A 21,462-nucleotide genomic window follows, 5' to 3' on the forward strand; every position below is an offset into this window, starting at 1 on the left:
ATGCGCGTCAACCGGATTCTGCTGTCCTCGGCCCTGGTCGTCGTCGCCCTGGTGCTCCAGGTGAGCGTTCTCGCCCGCCTCCACCTCCCCGGCGCCGTCCCCGATCTGCTCCTGCTCACCGTCCTCGCCCTCGCCATGGTCTACGGCCATGTCGGCGGCGCCCTCGTCGGCTTCGGCGCCGGGCTCCTCGCGGACCTCGCGCCGCCCGCCGACCACGCGGCCGGGCGTTACGCCTTGGTGCTGTGCCTCGTCGGCTACCTGGCCGGCCTGGTCAAACCGGACAACGGCCGGCTGAAGTCGGCCACCGCCCCGATGCTGGTGGTGGCCGCCGCCGCGATCGGCTCGACGCTGCTGTACGCGAGCGTGGGCGCCCTCGTCGGCGACACCGCCGCCCGCCACGTCGGCCTCACCGGGCTGGTGTTCTCGGCGCTCGTGTACGACCTGCTGATCGCCCCGTTCGTCGTCCCGGGCCTGATGGCGCTGGCCCGGCGGGCCGACAACGACCCGCTCGCCGACGCCGGTTCGTCCGCCGCGAACGCCACCGACATCTCCAGCGGCTGGCTCTCCTCCGGCACCGGACTGCGCATCGGCGGACAGCGCGGCGGCGGCCTCAAGATGCGGGCCGTACGGGCCCGGGCCGCCCGCGCGGGGCGGATCAAGGGGGTCAAGCGGCTGTGAGCCGACCAGGGGAGCCGGCGGACCCGAGGGTCACGTCGTTCGAGACAAGTCGTAGCCACAGCGAGAGGGGGAGGCCGCCACAGTGACCAACATTCCCGAGACCGGTCGGACCCCACGGGTCCAGATCAGGCTGGTCGTCATCCAGATCCTCGTCCTCTCCCTCCTCGGCACCCTCGGCGGGCGCCTGTGGTACCTCCAGATCCGGGAGGGCGCCGTCTACGCCAAGAAGGCGTCCGGCAACCACGTGCAGCAGGTCGTCGACCCGGCGCCGCGCGGCAGCGTCCTGGACGCGCGCGGGGTGGCGCTCGCCGACAACGAGACCCGGCTCGTGGTCTCCGCGTCCCGCACCGACCTGCTGAAGATGAAGGACGACGGCAAGGCCGTTCTCACCAAGCTGGCCGGGGTGCTGGGCATGGACCCCAAGGAGATACTCCTCAAGGTCCGCCTCTGCGACGCCAAGACGCCCAAGCCGTGCTGGAACGGCTCGCCCTACCAGCCCATCCCGATCACCGACGAGGCCACCGCCAAGCAGGCCCTCCAGATCCGCGAGCGCGCCGAGGACTTCCCCGGCATCACCGCGGAGCCCGAGGCCGTGCGCCGTTACGCCGCGCCCGGCAACGCCAACACCGCGCAGGTGCTCGGGTATCTCTCGCCGGTCACCGACGACGAGATCACCAAGGCGCAGAACACCGACTCGCCCTACCTGCGCTCCGACCAGGTCGGCCGCTCGGGGCTTGAGCGCCAGTACGACAAGGAGCTGCGCGGCAAGGCCGGCGTCACCCGTTACGAGGTCGACAACCTCGGGCGTGTCATCGGGCAGGCCAAGGCGGACCCGGCGCAGGCCGGCGCCAACCTCGTCACCAGCATCGACTCCCGGGTCCAGCGGGTCGCCGAGTACGAACTCGACACCGCGATGAAGACGGCCCGCCAGCAGTTCGACAAGATCACCGGCGAGAACTACAAGGCGGACTCCGGCGCCGTGGTCGTCATGGAGGCCAAGACCGGCCGGGTCGTCGCCATGGCGTCCGCGCCGACCTACGACCCGAACGTCTGGGTCGGCGGGATCTCCGGCAAGGACTACGCCAAGCTCACCGGCAAGAACTCCGACTACCCGCTCCTCAACCGGGCCATACAGGGTCAGTCGGCGCCCGGTTCGACGTTCAAGGTGGTCTCCACGGCCGCCGCGGTCGAGGCCGGTTACAAGTGGGACGGCGGCTACCCCTGCACGAGTTCGTACTCCGTCGGCGGGCAGGTCTTCAAGAACTTCGAGGGCGAGAGCTTCGGCCCGATCTCGCTGGGCCGCGCGCTTGAGGTCTCGTGCGACACCGTCTTCTACGGGCTCGCCGACAAGGAGTGGAAGCGGGACGGCGGCATCAACCCGAAGAAGGGCGAGCCGAAGGACTACTTCTACAAGGCCGCCCATCAGTTCGGCCTCGGCAAGGAGACCGGCATCGACCTCCCCAACGAGGTCACCGGCCGGGTCCCGGACCGCCAGTGGAAGCTGGACTACTGGAAGGCCAACAAGGTCGCCTGGTGCAAGTCCGGCAAGAAGAACGGCAGTTACGTCGAGAAGATCGCCTACGAGAACTGCCTCGAAGGCAACAAGATGCGTGAGGGCGACTCGATCAACTACTCCATCGGCCAGGGCGACACCCTCGTCACGCCGATCCAGGAGGCCGTGATCTACGGGGCCCTCGCCAACGGCGGCACGATGTACCAGCCGTCCATCGGCAAGGCCATCGTCAGCGCCGACGGCAAGACCGTCCAGGAGATCAAGCCCAAGGTCGCCGGGAAACTGCCGGTCGGCAAGGCCGCCATCAAGGGCATGGGCGAGGCGCTGGCCGGCGTGGTCACCCGGGGTACCGCCGCCTGGAAGTTCACCGGCTGGCCGCAGGACAAGATCGAGCTGCACGCCAAGACCGGTACCGCGGAGGTCTACGGCAAGCAGACCACGTCCTGGCTCGCGACCTACTCCAAGGACTACACGGTCATCATGACCATCTCCCAGGCCGGTACCGGTTCGGGCGCCTCCGGTGAGGCCGTGCGCGGCATCTACAACGCCCTGTACGGCGTCAAGGCGGACGGTTCCATCGACAACAAGAAGGCCCTGCTGCCCACCCCGCAGAAGGGGCTGCCGACGGTCCGCAAGGACGGCACCATCGCCTCCCCGAAGGTCGCCGAGGACCCGGCCAAGGACCTGCTGAAGATGGAGGACGAGGGCGCCACCGCCCCCGACGAGAACCAGCCCGCGGGCACCGCGCCCACCCCCACGGCCACCAACCGTGACACCCGCAGGCGCGGCCGGCGCAGCCGGAGGATGCCGACATGACCGGGAACAGCTTCTCCGTCTCCGGGTACGGGCCGGCGCGCGCGGGCTGGACGCGGATCTTCGCCCGTGACGCGCTCGCCCGCCGCCTGGACTGGCCGATACTGCTGTCGTCGATCGCGCTGTCCCTGATCGGCTCGCTGCTCGTCTACTCGGCGACCCGCAACCGCACCGAGATCAACCAGGGCGACCCGTACTACTTCCTGCTGCGGCACCTGATGAACACCGGCATCGGGCTCGCCCTGATGATCGGCGTGGTCTGGGTCGGCCACCGCACCCTGCGCACCGCCGTGCCGCTGCTGTACGGCGTGTCCGTCCTGCTGATCCTGCTGGTGCTCACGCCGCTCGGCTCCACCGTGAACGGCGCGCACTCCTGGATCGTCTTCGGCGGCGGCTTCTCGCTCCAGCCCTCGGAGTTCGTGAAGATCACGATCATCCTGGGCATGGCGATGATGCTGGCCACCCGGGTGGACGCCGGTGACAAGAAGTACCCCGATCACCGCACGGTCCTCCAGTCGCTGGGCCTCGCCTCCGTGCCGATCATGATCGTGCTGCTGATGCCCGACCTCGGCTCGGTCATGGTCATGGTGATCATCATCCTCGGGGTGCTGCTCGCCTCCGGCGCCTCCAACCGGTGGGTGTTCGGGCTGATCTCCGCGGGCGCCCTCGGCGCGCTCGCCGTCTGGCAGCTGCACATCCTGGACGAGTACCAGATCGCCCGCTTCGCCGCCTTCGCCAACCCGAGCCTCGACCCGGCGGGCGTCGGCTACAACACCAACCAGGCGCGGATCGCGATCGGTTCCGGCGGGCTGACCGGCGCCGGGCTCTTCCACGGCTCGCAGACCACCGGGCAGTTCGTGCCGGAGCAGCAGACCGACTTCGTCTTCACGGTCGCCGGGGAGGAGCTGGGCTTCCTCGGCGCCGGGCTGATCGTGCTGCTGCTCGGCGTGGTGCTGTGGCGGGCCTGCCGCATCGCCCGCGACTCGACGGAGCTGTACGGGACGATCGTCGCCGCCGGGATCGTCGCCTGGTTCGCCTTCCAGTCCTTCGAGAACATCGGCATGACCCTGGGCATCATGCCGGTCACCGGTCTGCCACTGCCGTTCGTGTCGTACGGCGGTACGTCGATGTTCGCGGTGTGGATCGCGGTGGGGCTGCTCCAGTCGATCAGGGTGCAGCGCCCGATGTCGGCCTAGCGCGCCGGTGCCGCAGTGCCGGAGCACCCCGGACGGACCTCGGGAATTCCCTGGTCCGCCCGGGGTTCTCGGGTTCCGGGGAGATCGGCTCCCTGTCGGTGTGGCTGCCCGCGCGTTAGATTCGGTACATGGCGGACACCAAGCGTGAGATCGAGCGGAAGTACGCGTCCGACGACAGCGGGCTGCCCGACCTGACCGGCGTCGCCGGGGTCGTGGCCGTCGTCGACAAGGGGGTCGTCCTCCTCGACGCCACCTACTACGACACCGCCGACGGGCGCCTGGGGGCGGCCTCGCTGACCCTGCGCCGCCGCACCGGGGGTACCGACGCGGGCTGGCATCTGAAGGTGCCGGTGGCGCCCGGGGTCCGCGACGAGATCCACGCCCCCCTCTCCGACACCGTCCCCGACGAGCTGGCGGGCCTGGTCCGCTCCCGGGTCCGGGACGCCGAGCTGCTGCCCGTCATGCGGCTGCGTTCCGAGCGTGACCTGCGCCATCTGGTCGACGCCGACGGCACGCTCCTCGCCGAGGTCAGCGTGGACCTGGTGCTGGCCGAACGGCTCACCGGCGGCGACGGCGTCGCCCAATGGACCGAGATCGAGGTGGAACTCGCCGACGGCGCCGACCCTGCCGTTCTCGACACGCTGGACACGCGCCTGCGGAAGGCGGGCGTACGGCCCGCCGCGTCCGCGTCCAAGGTCGCCAGGGCGCTCGCGGACACCGCACCGAAGAAGAAGCGGGCCGGGAAGCAGAAGCCCGCGCCGGAGCCGGTGACCGCCGGGGACCACGTCCTCGCCTACGTCCGGGAGCAGCGCGAGGCGCTCCTCGCCCTCGACCCCGCCGTCCGCCGGGACGTCCCCGACGCGGTGCACCGGATGCGGGTCGCGACCCGGCGGCTGCGCTCGACGTTCCGCTCCTACCCCGAGGTGCTCGACCGGGCCGCCACCGATCCGCTGGCCGACGAGCTGAAGTGGCTGGCCGGGGAGCTGGGCGTCGACCGGGACCGCGAGGTGGTCACGGAGCGGCTCGTCGCGTCCGTCGAGGAACTGCCCGGGGAGCTGCTCGCCGGACCCGTCGGCACCCGGCTGCGCACCTGGTCGCAGGCCCGGCACGGCGGCTCACGGGAGCGTCTGACGGACGTGCTCGACGGGGCGCGGTACCTGGAGCTGCTGGTCGCGCTCGACGGGCTCGTGGCTGAACCGCCGTTCAGGAAGGCGGCGGGTGGGAAGCCCGGGAAGGTGATCTCGCGGGCCGTGCGCAAGGAGCTGGGGAAGCTGGACGCGCGGGTCCAGGAGGCGCTGGAGCTGGCGCCGGGCGGCGAGCGGGACGTCGCGCTGCACGAGGCCCGCAAGAAGGCCAAGCGGGTCAGATACGCCGCCGAGGCCGCCGTCGCCGCGCTGGACGGGCCCGCCAAGACGCTGGTCAAGTCGGTGAAGTCGGTGCAGAGCCTGCTCGGTGAGCATCAGGACAGCGTGATGATCAGGGCTGCCCTGTGCGAGCTGGCCGAGCAGGCGCACGCCGACGGGGAGAACACGTTCACGTACGGGGTGCTGTACGGGCGTGAGGAGCAGCGGGCGGCACGGGTGGAGACGGAGCTGCCGGGGGTGTGGGCCGGGGTGCGCGGGCTGGGGTGAGGGGGTTCGGGGGCCGGGGAGTGGTGGGGGCCGCGCTAGGCTGGTCGGCCCACCCCCGTCCGTACTGTCCAGCCCGAAGGTCGCGAAATGCCTGCCGAAGTCGCTGCGGTCGTCGAGTCCGTCTTCCCGCGGCTCGAAGCCCTCCTCCCGCATGTGCAGAAGCCGATCCAGTACGTCGGTGGAGAGCTGAACTCCACGGTCAAGCCCTGGGAGGAGTGCGACGTCCACTGGGCGTTGATGTACCCGGACGCGTACGAGGTCGGGCTGCCCAACCAGGGCGTCATGATCCTCTACGAGGTGCTGAACGAGCAGGAGGGCGTCCTCGCCGAGCGCACCTACAGCGTCTGGCCCGACCTGGAGGCGCTGATGCGGGAGCACGGCGTCCCGCAGTTCACGGTGGACAGCCACCGCCCGGTGAAGGCCTTCGACGTGTTCGGCCTGTCCTTCTCCACCGAGCTGGGCTACACCAACATGCTCGCCGCGCTCGAACTCGCCGGTATCCCGCTGGAGTCCAAGGACCGCGGCCTCGACGACCCGATCGTGCTGGCGGGCGGCCACGCGGCCTTCAACCCCGAGCCGGTCGCCGACTTCATCGACGCGGCCGTCATCGGCGACGGCGAGCAGGCCGTCCTCGACATGACCCGCATCATCCGCGCCTGGAAGGCGGAGGGCCGCCCCGGCGGACGCGAGGAGGTCCTCTTCCGCCTCGCCCGCACCGGCGGCGTGTACATCCCCGCGTTCTACGACGTCGAGTACCTCCCGGACGGCCGGATCGCCCGGGTCGTCCCGAACCGCTCCGGCGTGCCGTGGCGGGTCTCCAAGCACACGGTGATGGACCTGGACGAGTGGCCCTACCCGAAGCAGCCCCTGGTCCCGCTCGCGGAGACGGTCCATGAGCGGATGTCGGTGGAGATCTTCCGGGGCTGCACGCGCGGCTGCCGTTTCTGCCAGGCCGGCATGATCACGCGCCCGGTGCGGGAGCGGTCGATCACGGGCATCGGCGAGATGGTCGAGAAGGGCCTCAAGGCGACCGGCTTCGAGGAGGTGGGCCTGCTCTCGCTCTCCTCCGCCGACCACACGGAGATCGCCGACATCGCCAAGGGCCTCGCCGACCGCTACGAGGAGGACAAGGTCGGTCTGTCGCTGCCCTCCACCCGGGTGGACGCGTTCAACGTCGACCTGGCCAACGAACTCACCCGCAACGGCCGCCGTTCGGGCCTGACGTTCGCCCCGGAGGGCGGCAGCGAGCGGATGCGGAAGGTCATCAACAAGATGGTCTCCGAGGAGGACCTCATCCGGACCGTCGCGACGGCGTACGGCAACGGCTGGCGCCAGGTGAAGCTGTACTTCATGTGCGGCCTGCCGACGGAGACCGACGAGGACGTCCTCCAGATCGCCGACATGGCGATGAACGTCATCCAGAAGGGCCGTGAGGTCTCCGGCGCGGGCGACATCCGCTGCACGGTCTCCATCGGCGGCTTCGTGCCCAAGCCGCACACGCCGTTCCAGTGGGCCCCGCAGCTCTCCGCCGAGGAGACCGACGCCCGCCTGACCAAGCTGCGCGACAAGATCCGCGGCGACAAGAAGTACGGCCGTTCCATCGGCTTCCGGTACCACGACGGCAAGCCCGGCATCGTCGAGGGCCTGCTCTCCCGCGGCGACCGGCGGCTCGGCGCGGTCATCCGGGCCGTGTACGAGGACGGCGGCCGCTTCGACGGCTGGCGCGAGCACTTCTCCTACGACCGCTGGATGCGGTGCGCGGACAAGGAGCTGCCCGCGGTCGGCCTCGACGTCGACTGGTACACCACCCGTGAGCGCACCTACGAGGAGGTCCTGCCCTGGGACCACCTCGACTCGGGCCTCGACAAGGACTGGCTCTGGGAGGACTGGCAGGACGCCCTCGACGAGACCGAGGTCGACGACTGCCGCTGGACGCCCTGCTTCGACTGCGGCGTCTGCCCCCAGATGGACACGTCCATCCAGATCGGCCCGACGGGCAAGAAGCTCCTTCCCCTGACGGTCAAGAACGCGGCCCCGACGTCGAACGGCCACACGCACTGAGCGACCGCACGAGCCAACGGGGACCGGGCGTGGAACGACCGATGAGGCTGGGCGGCGCGGTGTCCGTCGCCCTGCTGCTGTGGCCGGCGACGGCCTGTACGACGTCGACGGTCGGGCAGGCCGCCGTGGACGCGAAGAAGCCCACCGCCGCGTCCGCCACGCCCTCGGCGACCGCGCATCCCACGCTGCGGACAGCCCCTCGGCTGGACTCCGACGAGACCCTCGCCGGTCAGCGGAAGCCGACCACGGGCAACGCCGAGATCCTCTTCGAGGCGGGCAAGGAGGGCGACGCGCTGATCGTCGAGCTGAGTTGCCAGGGCAGGGGAACGGTCAAGGTCGCGCTGTGCCCGGTCGACGTCAGCTTCGAGACGAAGTGCGCCGCCGACGAGGTCGGCACCACGCGCAACGAGGTGGCCGTCGGGGCGGTGCACCGGGCCGGAGCCGCCGCTGTCGAGGCACCGGCGGGCGTGCGCTGGGCCCTGACGGTGGGGCGTGGAGAGCGCGCCGAGGGGGAATAGGGGGCGTTTAGCGGGGGGAATTCCTGTGGTGAATCTGTCGGGATTTCTCCCGCCCCGGTGAATGAATGTGGGGATGTCGTTCCCCACGTGTGACGGCGGCTCGGGCGGGCCGGATCGCCGCTCCTGGCAGGGCAGTTCGGCCGTCGGGGGGTGCGGCGGTGCGGTGGCGGCGTCGGGCCGGGCGGGGTTTTCTCCGGGGGCCGGGAAAGCGGGCGGGGGCCCGGGGGGCGGGAATTCCGGCGCCGGGTGTTTCGGGGGTTTGCGCCGGGTGGGCCGACGTCGTCTTCGGGGCGCGGAAAAGGGGCCGGCGGGCGTGACCGCGGGCCTCTCGTGGGCCCGGGGGCGCCGGCGGGGGACCGGGAACTGGTTCTTTTGGGTCGCCGGGTGCGGGCGACGGGGCCCAGGGTGGCGAAGTGGCAGGTCAGGGGCGTGTGGGGCGGGGTGACCGGCGGGGCGCGCGATGTCTTGTCACACAGTGGACGTGTACGGGACGCAGCGGAGGGGACGCGCGTAGGCGCATACTGGGTGGGATGACTAAGCCTGCTGCACCGAAGCGTCATTTGCCCACCAGCCCCTTCAAGGCCCCGGTCGCACCCGCCCCCAAGCACTTCGCCGTGGGCGACCAGGTCACCCACGACATGTACGGCCTCGGCCGGGTGATCGGCATCGAGGAAGGCATCGCGGCACTCGTGGATTTCGGCTCCGCACAGATGCGGATCTTGAGCCCGTACGCCAAGATGACCAAGCTGTAGACCGGCGTGCCCGGTCACGGCGCCTCGGGCCCCTTCAGGGACCCGCAACCAAAGGGAGACCTCTCATCGAACTGACCTCGCTGTTCTCCGCTCCGGAAGGGCAGACCCGCAGCTCCACCGCCGCGCTGCCGACTCCGACGATCACTCCCTTCCAGGCCCCGGACTTCGGGGAGGACGAGAGCTTCCTCTTCGACGACGTGCAGGAGCCCGTCCCGCCGATGCGCTCGACGCGTTCCAGGGCGGCCTGAACTTCGAGCGTGCACACGCGAGTCTCCCGACAGCGGGCGCGAATTCGTTCCTCGTCGCCCGCTCCCGCTGGTGCTCGCCCCCCGACGGACCCCGCACGGTCCGCGCCCGCGTGAGCAGCCGTACCCGCGCTGCGACCCCGCGATGATCGACGCCGACCGCGCCGACGCGACGCGGCCGCCGCCTGAGCCGCCGTTCCGGCCGCGCACCACCTCTGACGTGCGCCGGTCGACCCGCTCCGGCTGATCCCGCCCCCGCCCGGGCCGCCCCGCCCAGGTGCCGCGCATGCTCTTCGGGGAGCGGGGCAGGAGGGGTGTGGCCGAGCGGAGGGAACCTTCGCGGGGGCCGACACGTACTCTTGGTAGCAGTACGACCGCACTCACGAAGGACTGAACGACACTGGGCAAGCGACAGCCCGAAGGCCCACCGCCCGCACCGGCGGTGCAGCGCATCCGACTGCGCTACACCAAGCGTGGCCGCCTCCGGTTCACCAGCCACCGTGACTTCCAGCGTGCCTTCGAGCGCGCCCTGCGCCGTGCCGAGGTGCCGATGGCGTACTCGGCGGGGTTCACTCCGCACCCGAAGGTGTCGTACGCCAATGCCGCACCCACCGGCACGGGCAGTGAGGCGGAGTACCTGGAGATCGCGCTCACCGCAGCGCGCGATCCGCAGACCCTGCGCGCCCTCCTCGACGAGTCGATGCCCGTCGGCCTCGACATCGTCGACGCGGTCGAGGCCCGTACCTCCGGGCTCGCCGACCGGCTGACGGCCTCCGTGTGGGAGCTGCGCCTGACCGGCGTGGCGCCCGCCGACGCCGCACACGCGGTCGCCGCGTTCCTGGGGGCCGAGACCGTCGAGGTCCAGCGCACGGCCAAGAACGGCATCCGCACCTTCGACGCCCGCGCCGCCGTCGTCGCCCTGGAATCACAGGAAACGGCTGCTGATAGGCCGACCGACCAGCCCTGTGCGATACTGCGGCTGGTTGTTCGGCACGTGACGCCTGCCGTTCGACCCGACGACGTCCTGTCCGGTCTCCGCGCCGTGGCCGACCTGGCGCCGCCGGTCCCCGCAGCGGTGACCAGGCTGGCGCAGGGGCTGCTCGATGAAGAGACCGGCACGGTGACCGACCCGCTCGCACCCGATCGCGAGGCGACGACGGCCCCCATGGCCGGTTCAGCCGCCGCGCCGGTGCCGGCGTAAGGAAGGTCCCGCGAAGGACTGACGTCGTAGCGCCGCCCTCGTATCCGGGAGCCACCTGGGTCGGGCAGCGCACCCACCACAAGACTTTCGCCAGGCCGTGCGTACACCGCGTACGGAACCGGCGAGACAGGACACAGAGAGTTCCCGTGCGGCGCCCACGCCCCGGACGGCGGCACCGCGCAACGCGCGAGCCGCGGACGTCAACGGTGATCGAGTCACCGGTGCCGGATCAGGCGCGGCGCCCGGGAGCCTGACGGGAGAAACGCCCGCATGCTCGAACCGACCGAACCCGAGTCGTTGAACGACTCCGAATCGAACACACCCAGCGACACCCTGCCGCCGCGTCGTCGGCGCCGTGCCGCCTCCCGGCCCGCGGGACCGCCCGCCGGGCCCACCGCGACCCCGGACGAGGTCGTCACGCCGGCCATACCGGCCGAGGCGCAGACCCCTGACGAGCCGGACGAGGCCGTGGCGCCCGAGCCCGAGCCCGCCGCGCCCGTACGGCGCCGGGCCACCCGGCGCGCCGCCGCGCCCGCCGGTTCCCCGGCGCCCGCCGAGACCGTCGTCGCGACGGTCACCCCTGATGCCGTCACCCCCGAGGAGAGCGCCGTCGCCGAGACCGAGGCCGTCACCGAGACGCCTGCCGAGTCCGAAGAGGCCGCGCCCGCCGGGCGCCCCCGCCGTCGCGCCACGCGCCGTGCGTCCGCCCCCGCCGGAGCCCCGGCCGCCGCCGAGGTCGTCGAGACCCCGGCGCCCGCCGCCGAGCAGGCCCCGGCCGCCGTCGCCGAGGCGCCCGCCGAGGACACCGCACCCGCCCCGCGCAGCCGCCGCCGGGCCACCCGCCGCGCCTCCGCGCCCGCCGGTGCGCCCCAGGCCGCCGACGAGGCCGCCGCCGTCGAGGCCCCGGCCGCCGAGCCCGTTGCCAGCGAGCCTGTTGCCACCGAGCCCGTCGCGGACGAGGACGCCGGTCCGCGCCGTGGCCGTCGGCGTACCGCCCGTCGGGGCGCCGAGAGCCCCGAGGCGCCGGTCGTCGACGAGGCTCCCGCCGCCGTCGAGGAGCCCGTCGCCGAGGAGGGCGGCCCGCGCCGCGCCCGGCGTCGGTCCGTGCGCAAGGCCGCCACCGGCTTCTCCGCGCCCGCCCCCGCGACCGGCCGCGACGACACCTCGCGTCGGCCCGCGCGGCCCTCGACCGCCGTGTTCCAGGCGCCCGTGTTCACCGAGCCCAGGTTCCAGTTCCAGACGCCCGAGCGGGCCGCCGCCGAGGCCGCCGCAGGGCCCGCCGTGGCCGCCGTGGCCGAGGACGAGGAGATCGGGACCACCGGCGACACCATCGTCGAGGTGGGGCAGGCGCAGCCCGTCGAGGAGCAGGGCGGCGGCTCGCGCCGGCGTCGGCGCCGCGGCCGGGCCGCCGAGGACGAGGCCCCGGCCGCCGAGCCCGTCGTCGAGGAAGCCGTCGAGGAGGCCGAGGAGGCCGACTCCGAGGACGCCTCCGACGGGGACGACGACGCGGAGGAGACCGGCTCGCGTCGGCGCCGCAGGCGGGGCGGCCGCCGTCGCCGTCGCGGCGAGTCCGCCGAGGCCGGTGGCGACGACGAGCACGACGACACCGAGGACGCTCCCGCGCAGGACGCCGAGGAGCGCACGGAAGACGCCGACGACGACGAGGACGACGACCCGCAGGGCGGCGGGTCCAGCTCCAGCAGCCGTCGGCGCCGTCGTCGGCGCCGTCGCGCCGGGGACAGCGGGCACGACGCCGAGCCCGGCGACGGCGACCCCGAGCGCACCGTCGTCAAGGTGCGCGAGCCGCGCGCCAAGAAGGACGAGCACCCCAGCGACGAGGTGCAGTCCATCAAGGGCTCCACGCGCCTCGAAGCCAAGAAGCAGCGCCGCCGCGAAGGCCGCGAGCAGGGCCGCCGACGCGTTCCGATCATCACCGAGGCCGAGTTCCTGGCCCGGCGCGAGGCCGTCGAGCGCGTGATGGTGGTCCGCCAGCACGGCGACCGCACGCAGATCGGCGTCCTGGAGGACGGCGTGCTCGTCGAGCACTACGTCAACAAGGAGCAGTCGACCTCGTACGTCGGCAACGTCTACCTGGGCAAGGTCCAGAACGTGCTGCCCTCCATGGAGGCCGCGTTCATCGACATCGGCAAGGGCCGCAACGCCGTCCTGTACGCCGGTGAGGTCAACTTCGAGGCGCTCGGCATGGCCCACGGGCCGCGCCGCATCGAGTCCGCGCTGAAGTCCGGGCAGTCCGTGCTCGTGCAGGTCACCAAGGACCCGATCGGCCACAAGGGCGCCCGCCTGACCAGCCAGGTCTCGCTGCCGGGCCGGTACCTCGTGTACGTGCCCGAGGGTTCGATGACCGGCATCAGCCGCAAGCTGCCCGACACCGAGCGGGCCCGGCTGAAGACCATCCTCAAGAAGATCGTCCCCGAGGACGCGGGCGTCATCGTGCGCACCGCCGCCGAGGGCGCCAGCGAGGACGAGCTGCGCCGCGACGTCGAGCGGCTCCAGGCGCAGTGGGAGGAGATCCAGAAGAAGGCGAAGAGCGGCAACGCCCCGACCCTGCTGTACGGCGAGCCGGACATGACCGTCCGCGTCGTCCGCGACATCTTCAACGAGGACTTCTCCAAGGTCGTCGTCAGCGGCGACGAGGCCTGGTCGACCATCCACGGGTACGTCGCACATGTCGCGCCCGACCTGGCCGACCGGCTCTCCCGGTGGACCTCCGAGGTCGACGTCTTCGCCACCTACCGGATCGACGAGCAGCTGTCCAAGGCGCTGGACCGCAAGGTCTGGCTGCCCAGCGGCGGTTCGCTGGTGATCGACCGGACCGAGGCGATGATCGTCGTCGACGTCAACACCGGCAAGTTCACCGGGCAGGGCGGCAACCTCGAAGAGACGGTCACCAGGAACAACCTGGAGGCGGCCGAGGAGATCGTGCGCCAGCTGCGGCTGCGCGACCTCGGCGGCATCATCGTCATCGACTTCATCGACATGGTCCTGGAGTCCAACCGCGACCTGGTCCTGCGCCGCCTGCTCGAATGCCTCGGGCGGGACCGCACCAAGCACCAGGTGGCCGAGGTGACCTCGCTCGGCCTCGTGCAGATGACCCGCAAGCGCGTCGGACAGGGCCTCCTGGAGTCCTTCTCCGAGACCTGCGTGCACTGCAACGGCCGGGGCGTCATCGTCCACATGGAGCAGCCGTCCTTCTCGGGCAGCGGCGGCACCAAGCGCAAGAAGCGCGGCCGGGGCGGCGACAGCCACGAGCACGACCACGAGCACGAGGCGTCGCACACGGTCGAGATCGTCGACACCGACACCGACGCCGACGACCTCGACACCGAGCCGGAGACCGCCGCCGAGGTGAGCGCCGAGGCCGCCGCGCCGATCGCGCTGCCCGCGCCGGAGTTCACTCCCGACGAGGAGCTGTACAGCAGCGTCGCCGAGGCCGAGGCCTCCGCGCGTGGCCGTTCGCGGCGCCGGTCGAGCCGGCGGGCGTCGGCTCCGGCCGGGGCGCCCTCCCGCAGCGAGCAGCGTGAGCAGCGGGACCAGCGCGAGCAGCAGCGCGGCCGGCGTGACGAGCAGCCGACGCGTCCGGAGCCCGAGGTCGAGGCGCCGGTCGTCGAGATCCCGGCCGCCGCCGTGCTGGCCGAGCCCGCCGCCGTCGAGGACGCCGTCGTGCCCGCTCCCGAGCAGGCCGAGGTGGCCGCCGAGGGTGCGCCCAAGGGCCGTACCCGGCGCCGGGCCACCCGTAAGGTGTCGGCGCCCGCCGGGTCGCCCGCGGGGGCCGAGGCCGCCGTGGTGACCGTCGCGGAGGCCGCGCCGGTGGCCGAGGCGCCGGTCGCGGAGCCGGTCGTCGAGGCGCCCGCGGTGGTGGAGGACGCGGCTCCGGCCCGCCCGCGCCGCCGTGCGGTCCGCAAGGCCACCGCGCCGACCGCGTCCGAGGAGGCGGCCGTCACGGTCGTCCCGTCGGCCACGTCGGACGCCCCGTCGGACAGCGCGTCCGAGTCGGCGCCGGACGCGGTGACCGCGTTGTCGGAGGAGCCTGTGGAGGAGGCGGCGCCGGTCAAGAAGACGGCCGCCCGCAAGACCGCCAAGAAGGCGCCCGCGAAGAAGACGGCCGCCAAGAAGGCGACGACGGCCAAGAAGACCGCCGCCAAGAAGACGACGACGGCGAAGAAGGCCACCACCACCAAGAAGGCGGCGGCCAAGACCACGGCGAAGAAGGCCGCGGTCGCGTCCGAGGACGCCTGACCCACCGCCTGAACAGGTGAGGTGCGGCCGGTCACGTGGGTTCACGTGACCGGCCGCACTGTTCACCGGGCCGACCCGGTTTGACCCCTTCGGCCGCCGCCCCGTAACCTTGACCGTCGGCGTGTCTGCGGAGATGGACACGCCACATCCCCGTAAACCTCTTCCTCCCAGGTGCCTCGGTGGCCGGGAGAGGTCGTCTGTGTCCGTGTACCGGTCGGCTGGCCTGCGGGGGTGCCGTTCTCCGAGTGAAAGAGAGTCCGCGTGTACGCCATCGTGCGCAGCGGTGGTCGCCAGCACAAGGTTGCTGTCGGCGACATCGTTGAGGTTGACAAGATTTCCACCGCCAAGGTCGGCGACACGGTCGAGCTCTCGACCCTGCTCGTTGTCGACGGCGACGCCGTGACCAGCGACCCGTGGGTGCTGGACGGCATCAAGGTCACGGCCGAGGTCGTGGACCACCACAAGGGCCAGAAGATCGACATTCTGCGCTACAAGAACAAGACCGGTTACCGCCGTCGTCAGGGCCACCGCCAGCAGTACACGGCGATCAAGGTCACGGCGATCCCCGCGGCTGCGAAGTAAGGGACTGAGGAGACATGGCACACAAGAAGGGCGCATCGTCCACCCGGAACGGTCGCGACTCCAATGCCCAGCGGCTCGGCGTGAAGCGCTTCGGCGGTCAGGCCGTCAACGCGGGTGAGATCCTGGTCCGCCAGCGTGGCACCCACTTCCACCCCGGTACCGGCGTCGGCCGTGGCGGCGACGACACGCTGTTCGCCCTCCAGGCCGGTGCGGTGCAGTTCGGCACCTTCCGTGGCCGCAAGGTCGTCAACATCGTTCCGGTCGCCTGACCCGAGCGCGTCGACCGCACGCTTTCCGTGAGGCGGACCTCACTTCCCGGGTGGGAAGGCGGGTCCGCCTTTCGCGTGTTGACATCAGTAACACCCTTAGTTTTCTGGAGGCACTGAACCATGACCACCTTCGTGGACCGCGTCGAACTGCATGTCGCCGCGGGTAACGGAGGCCACGGCTGTGCCTCCGTTCACCGGGAGAAGTTCAAGCCGCTCGGCGGCCCCGACGGCGGCACCGGTGGCCAGGGCGGCGATGTGATCCTCACCGTCGACCAGTCCGTGACCACCCTGATCGACTACCACCACTCCCCGCACCGCAAGGCCACCAGCGGCAAGCCCGGCGAGGGCGGCAACCGTTCCGGCAAGGACGGCGAGGACCTGGTCCTGCCCGTCCCCGACGGCACCGTCATCCTGGACCGCCAGGGCAACGTGCTCGCCGACCTCGTCGGCCACGGCACCTCCTACGTCGCCGCGCAGGGCGGCCGGGGCGGGCTCGGCAACGCCGCGCTGTCCTCCGCCCGCCGCAAGGCGCCCGGCTTCGCGCTGCTCGGTGAGCCCGGCGGCCTCCAGGACATCGTCCTCGAACTGAAGACCGTCGCCGATGTGGCGCTGGTCGGCTACCCGAGCGCCGGCAAGTCCTCGCTGATCTCCGTGCTCAGCGCGGCCAAGCCGAAGATCGCCGACTACCCCTTCACCACCCTGGTCCCCAACCTCGGTGTGGTCACCGCGGGCGGCGCCGTCTACACCATCGCGGACGTGCCCGGACTCATCCCGGGCGCCAGTCAGGGCAAGGGCCTGGGCCTGGAGTTCCTGCGCCATGTGGAGCGGTGCAGCGTGCTGGTGCACGTGCTGGACACGGCCACCCTGGAGTCCGAGCGCGACCCGGTCTCCGACCTCGACACCATCGAGGAGGAGCTGCGCCAGTACGGCGGCCTCGACAACCGGCCCCGGGTCGTCGTCCTCAACAAGATCGACGTCACCGACGGCAAGGACCTCGCCGAGATGGTGCGGCCCGAGCTGGAGGCGCGCGGCTACCGGGTCTTCGAGGTGTCGGCCGTGGCCCATCTCGGGCTGCGGGAGCTGTCGTTCGCGCTCGCGGAGCTGGTGGGCAAGGCCCGCGCGGCCCGGCCCCAGGAGGAGGCGACCCGTATCGTCATCCGGCCCAAGGCGGTCGACGACGCCGGCTTCACCGTCACCCGCGAGGACGAGGGCCTGTACCGGGTGCGTGGCGAGAAGCCCGAACGCTGGGTGCGCCAGACCGACTTCAGCAACGACGAGGCCGTCGGCTACCTCGCGGACCGGCTCAACCGCCTCGGTGTCGAGGAGTCGCTGATGAAGGCGGGCGCCCGCTCCGGTGACGGCGTCGCCATCGGCCCCGAGGACAACGCCGTGGTGTTCGACTGGGAGCCGACCATGATGACCGGCGCCGAGATGCTCGGCCGACGTGGCGAGGACCATCGTTTTGAAGCACCGCGTCCGGCCGCTCAGCGGCGCCGGGACCGGCAGGCCGAACGGGACGAGTCCCAGGAGGAGTTCGACGGCTTCGAGCCGTTCTGACCCCACCCCGGCCGCCCTGACCCTCCCCGGGTCGGCGCGGCCCACCCCGGCCTGGCTCGGGCCACCGGCTGTTCCCGACACCCCCGCAGCGGACCTCCGCCTCGGGGGTGTCGGCGTTGCGGCGGGCGGTGGTGAGGGGGCGTTCGCGTGCGGTGCGGTGGGCGGTTCGGCGGGTGCTCTGGTGGGTGGGGAGATCGGGGACGTTCGGCCTGTGTCGCCGCCTCGATCCGCCGTCCGGGTGCGGCAGGATCACGTCGTCGTGAATTCCCCTGGCGCGACGGTGCTTCCGTTGTCTTCCTAATTGTCATGCACGCGAAGGGGAGCGTTCAGCGGGCGGTCCGCCCGACTGCGTGAGCCTTCATGTGTCCACGAGGCCAGCGAGGCAAGGGAGTTCGTCGATGACCGTCGCAAGCTCGCCCGACCGACGCCGTTTTCTCACCGGGGGAGCCGCCGTTCTCGGCGCCGCCGCCTCCGCGCAGCTGTGGCACCCTGCCAGCGCCCGCGCGGCCGACGACCCGCTGCCCGACGGTGTGTTCAGCCTCGGCGTGGCCTCCGGCGACCCGCTGCCCGACGGCATCGTCCTGTGGACCCGGCTGGCGCCCGACCCCCTGCACGGCGGCGGCATGCCCGACCAGGACGTGTCCGTCGAGTGGGAGATCGCCGAGGACGAACGGTTCCGCAGAGTCGCCCGCAGAGGCGTCGCCCGGGCCCGCACGGCGTCCGGGCACAGCGTCCACGCCGACGTCCGGGGGCTGCGCCCGGGCCGCGCGTACTGGTACCGCTTCCGCACCGGCGGTCAGATCTCGCCGGTCGGCCGCACCCGCACCGCCCCGCACCGGGAGGCCTCCGGCGGCTCCCTGCGCGTCGCCCTCGCCTCCTGCCAGAACTGGCAGCACGGCTACTTCACGCCGTACGCCGACATGCTGGACCAGGACCCCGACGTCGTCCTGTTCGTCGGCGACTACATCTACGAGTCGACGCCGTCCTCCGCCGGGCCGCGCCGCCACGAGGGCACCGGGGAGCCGGTCACCCTGGAGCAGTACCGCAACCGGTACGCCCAGTACAAGACCGACCCGGACCTCGTCGCGATGCACGCCGCCGCGCCCTGGGTGGTCACCTTCGACGACCACGAGGTGGACAACGACTGGGCCGGGGAGATCCCGCAGGACCCCGACAAGCAGTCGCACGACGCGTTCGTGGCCCGGCTGACGGCGGCCTTCCAGGCCTACTACGAGCACATGCCGGTGCGTGCCTCGGCGATCCCCGACGGACCGCACATCCAGATGTACCGCCGCCTGGAGTTCGGCCGGCTCGCCCGCCTCAACGTCCTGGACACCCGGCAGTTCCGCACCGACCAGGCCACCAGCCAGGCCGGCGCCCAGGACCCGGCGATGACGATGCTCGGGGCCCGGCAGAAACAGTGGCTGCTCGACGGACTGCACCACTCCTCGGCCCGCTGGAACCTCATCGCCTCGCAGATCATGATGGCGGAGACCGACCTGCTGCCCGGCGACGGCAAGCTCTGGTACTACGACGCCTGGGACGGCTACCAGGCCGAACGCAACGCCCTGCTCCAGGAGTTCCAGGAGGTCCGCAACCCCGTGGTGCTCAGCGGGGACCGGCATCTGACGATGATCAGCGACCTCAAGGAGGACTTCGCCGACCCGGACTCCGACACCGTCGGCGCCGAGTTCGTCGGCACCTCCATCTCCAGCAACGGCGACCAGGACCAGGCCGCCTTCCACGCCGAGTGGGACCCGCTGAAGGCCGACAACCCGCACTGGAAGGTCATCGACGCCCACCGCGGCTACCACCTCTTCGACATCCGGCGGGACGGGATCGACGCCCAGGTACGGGTGGTGGACACGGTGACCCGCCCGCAGGCCACACCGAGCACGCTGTCGCGGCTGCGGGTGGAGAACGGGCAGCCCGGGGTCCGCGAGGTCTGACCCGGGGGAGGCGCGGGGGACATGAGCGGTGTTCCCCGATTCCCACCTGAGAGGAAATGCCCCGGAATTCGCCAGAGGAATTCCGGGGAATGCAAGGAACGCGGGGGAACACGGAGGGCCGCAGAGGAACGCGGAGGAACGCGGAGGGCCGCAGAGGAACGCAGGGGACTGTAGGGGAAATCGGCTCCGGGTGCGCTGTATTCAGTGCGCGCCCGGAGTTGCGCCGTTACGGACGGTCCTGAATGATCCCCGCCCGGGTCCTCGCGGCCGCCGCCGGTATCGGCGCCGGGGTGGGTGTGCCGGGTGGGTGACCGGGTCGGTGGGCCCGGCGGGCGGGATGTGAGGACTCCGTGCCGCTGCCCGCCGTTGCACCGGCGTTCGAGGGGGCGCATCGTGTGTGACACGGTGTGTGCAGCCGCCGTTGTCCAGGGCACCCGGAAGGCAGTCGTCGCCGTTGCCCGTAGGGGGACGCGTGGCGTCGACCAACCCTGTGCGGTTACTCACAGCAACCGGACCGGCGTTCGGGAAGCCGTTCGGCCGGTCACCAGCAGGGCGAGGTGAATACCGGGTGGCGCGCACATATGCGGCGGGCGGCGCTCACCTTGCACTGTGGTAACCGCAAGTGGGACCATTTCCCCGTTCCCTGTCGCCCCAAGGTAGGTCCTCTGTGTCCCAGCACATAGCCAAGCCCCGTACCACCGCAGTGATCCTGGCCGGTGGCACCGGCCAGCGGGTGGGTCTGTCGATCCCCAAGCAGCTGCTGAAGATCGCCGGCAAGGCAGTCATCGAGCACACGCTCACCACGTTCGAGCGGGCGGACTCGATCGACGACATCATCGTGCTGATGGCGCCCGGTTACGTACCGGACGTCGAGAAGATCGTGGCCAAGGCCGGTTTCACCAAGGTCAAGAAGGTCATCGAGGGCGGCTCCACGCGGAACGAGACGACCGAGCGCGCCATCGAGGCGCTCCGTGAGGGCCTCGCCGACGGCGACGACCTCAACGTCCTCTTCCACGACGCCGTCCGCCCCCTGCTGTCGCAGCGTGTGATCGACGACTGCGTGGCCGCCCTGGACCGCTACGAGGCGGTCGACGTCGCCATCCCGTCCGCGGACACCATCATCGTGACCCGCACGCACGGCTCGGACGGCGAGTTCATCACCGAGATCCCCGACCGGTCCCGGCTGCGGCGCGGCCAGACCCCGCAGGCCTTCAAGCTCTCGACCATCCGCCGCGCCTACGACGTCGCCGCCGGCGACCCGAACTTCCAGGCCACGGACGACTGCTCGGTCGTGCTCAAGTACCTGCCCGACGTGCCGATCCACGTCGTCGCGGGCGACGAGTACAACATGAAGGTCACCCAGCCCGTCGACGTCTTCATCGCCGACAAGCTCTTCCAGCTCGCCTCCACCGCCGCCCCCGAGCAGGTCGACGAGGCCGCCTACCGCGAGCTGCTCGGCGGCAAGACGGTCGTGATCTTCGGCGGCTCCTACGGCATCGGCAAGGACATCGGCGAGCTGGCCGAGTCCTACGGCGCCCGGGTGTACGCCCTCGGCCGCTCCACCACCGGCACCCATGTGGAGAACCCGGAGGAGGTCGACGACGCGCTGTCCAAGGCGTACGGCGAGACCGGGCGCATCGACTACGTCGTCAACACCGCGGGCGTCCTGCGCATCGGCAAGCTCGCCGAGACCGACAACGCGACCATCGAGGAAGCGCTCAAGGTCAACTACCTCGCGCCGGTCCAGATCGCCCGTTCGGCGTACAAGTACCTCGCCGAGACCAAGGGCCAGCTGCTGCTGTACACCTCCAGCAGCTACACCCGGGGCCGGGCCGAGTACAGCCTCTACTCCTCGACCAAGGCCGCCATGGTCAACCTCACCCAGGCCCTGTCCGACGAGTGGGCCGGCGACTCCATCCGGGTCAACTGCATCAACCCCGAGCGCACCGCGACGCCCATGCGCACCAAGGCGTTCGGGCAGGAGCCGACCGGCAGCCTGCTCTCCTCCGAGGCCGTCGCCCGCACCTCCCTCGACGTGCTGCTGTCCGAGCTGACCGGCCATGTCATCGACGTCCGCCAGCAGGACCCGACGGCCGGCGCGGCCACCGCGTCCGGCTTCGAGGCGGCGCTGGCCTCCGTGCTCGACCGTCAGGACGGCGTGTAATACTTGCTCTGATTAGTCTTCGCCGGTAATTCAGGCCTCTGAGATTGCTCGTCCACCGAGCGTTCACAGAGGCCTG

The 21,462-nt window shown here is 71.5% G+C and carries 14 protein-coding genes; all 14 read left to right on the plus strand.

What is annotated here, in order from left to right; genetic code table 11:
* The 14 genes from mreD to ACIQOU_RS18875 all read left to right on the plus strand — a co-directional run bounded on the left by mreD (nucleotide 1) and on the right by ACIQOU_RS18875 (nucleotide 21,386).
* Nucleotides 1–678: a rod shape-determining protein MreD gene (mreD, locus tag ACIQOU_RS18810; protein ID WP_401537866.1), complete on the plus strand. Its 678-nt coding sequence runs from the start codon at nucleotides 1–3 to the stop codon at nucleotides 676–678.
* 82 nt (nucleotides 679–760) lie between these two features.
* Nucleotides 761–3,007 carry a penicillin-binding protein 2 gene (mrdA, locus tag ACIQOU_RS18815; RefSeq protein ID WP_401537867.1) on the plus strand — a complete coding sequence of 749 codons (2,247 nt, stop codon included), beginning with the start codon at nucleotides 761–763 and terminating at the stop codon, nucleotides 3,005–3,007.
* Nucleotides 3,004–4,200 carry a rod shape-determining protein RodA gene (gene rodA / locus ACIQOU_RS18820; protein ID WP_401537868.1) on the plus strand — a complete coding sequence of 399 codons (1,197 nt, stop codon included), beginning with the start codon at nucleotides 3,004–3,006 and terminating at the stop codon, nucleotides 4,198–4,200. Before mrdA ends, rodA begins: the two co-directional genes overlap by 4 nt.
* Before the next feature lie 128 nt (nucleotides 4,201–4,328).
* Entirely contained in the window at nucleotides 4,329–5,831 is a 1,503-nt protein-coding gene (locus ACIQOU_RS18825; protein ID WP_401537870.1) for a CHAD domain-containing protein, read from the plus strand.
* A gap of 87 nt (nucleotides 5,832–5,918) precedes the next feature.
* Entirely contained in the window at nucleotides 5,919–7,892 is a 1,974-nt protein-coding gene (locus tag ACIQOU_RS18830; RefSeq protein WP_401537871.1) for a TIGR03960 family B12-binding radical SAM protein, read from the plus strand.
* A gap of 29 nt (nucleotides 7,893–7,921) precedes the next feature.
* Nucleotides 7,922–8,410 carry a hypothetical protein gene (locus tag ACIQOU_RS18835; protein ID WP_401537872.1) on the plus strand — a complete coding sequence of 163 codons (489 nt, stop codon included), beginning with the start codon at nucleotides 7,922–7,924 and terminating at the stop codon, nucleotides 8,408–8,410.
* Nucleotides 8,411–8,940: 530 nt separating this feature from the next.
* Complete coding sequence (locus ACIQOU_RS18840) at nucleotides 8,941–9,162, plus strand: hypothetical protein (RefSeq protein ID WP_359280535.1); 222 nt, start codon at nucleotides 8,941–8,943, stop codon at nucleotides 9,160–9,162.
* 687 nt (nucleotides 9,163–9,849) lie between these two features.
* Nucleotides 9,850–10,608, plus strand: coding sequence for a TIGR03936 family radical SAM-associated protein (locus ACIQOU_RS18845; RefSeq protein ID WP_401537873.1), 759 nt, complete (start codon nucleotides 9,850–9,852; stop codon nucleotides 10,606–10,608).
* 270 nt (nucleotides 10,609–10,878) lie between these two features.
* The gene (locus ACIQOU_RS18850) at nucleotides 10,879–14,865 is read left to right on the plus strand and encodes a ribonuclease E/G (protein ID WP_401537874.1); all 3,987 of its coding nucleotides are present in this window, start codon (nucleotides 10,879–10,881) and stop codon (nucleotides 14,863–14,865) included.
* Between the two features lie 261 nt (nucleotides 14,866–15,126).
* Nucleotides 15,127–15,447 carry a 50S ribosomal protein L21 gene (rplU, locus tag ACIQOU_RS18855; RefSeq protein ID WP_401537875.1) on the plus strand — a complete coding sequence of 107 codons (321 nt, stop codon included), beginning with the start codon at nucleotides 15,127–15,129 and terminating at the stop codon, nucleotides 15,445–15,447.
* A gap of 14 nt (nucleotides 15,448–15,461) precedes the next feature.
* A complete protein-coding gene (rpmA, locus tag ACIQOU_RS18860) occupies nucleotides 15,462–15,716 on the plus strand; it encodes a 50S ribosomal protein L27 (protein WP_401537876.1) in 255 nt (84 codons plus the stop codon).
* A 120-nt stretch (nucleotides 15,717–15,836) separates the two neighbouring features.
* Nucleotides 15,837–17,273 carry a GTPase ObgE gene (obgE, locus tag ACIQOU_RS18865; RefSeq protein ID WP_401537877.1) on the plus strand — a complete coding sequence of 479 codons (1,437 nt, stop codon included), beginning with the start codon at nucleotides 15,837–15,839 and terminating at the stop codon, nucleotides 17,271–17,273.
* A 398-nt stretch (nucleotides 17,274–17,671) separates the two neighbouring features.
* A complete protein-coding gene (locus ACIQOU_RS18870) occupies nucleotides 17,672–19,222 on the plus strand; it encodes an alkaline phosphatase D family protein (protein ID WP_401537878.1) in 1,551 nt (516 codons plus the stop codon).
* Between the two features lie 667 nt (nucleotides 19,223–19,889).
* On the plus strand, nucleotides 19,890–21,386 hold the full coding sequence (locus ACIQOU_RS18875) for a D-ribitol-5-phosphate cytidylyltransferase (RefSeq protein ID WP_401537879.1): 1,497 nt from the start codon (nucleotides 19,890–19,892) through the stop codon (nucleotides 21,384–21,386).
* Nucleotides 21,387–21,462 lie beyond the last annotated feature (76 nt).

It is taken from the genome of Streptomyces sp. NPDC091279, assembly GCF_044757465.1.
GTDB lineage: Bacteria > Actinomycetota > Actinomycetes > Streptomycetales > Streptomycetaceae > Streptomyces.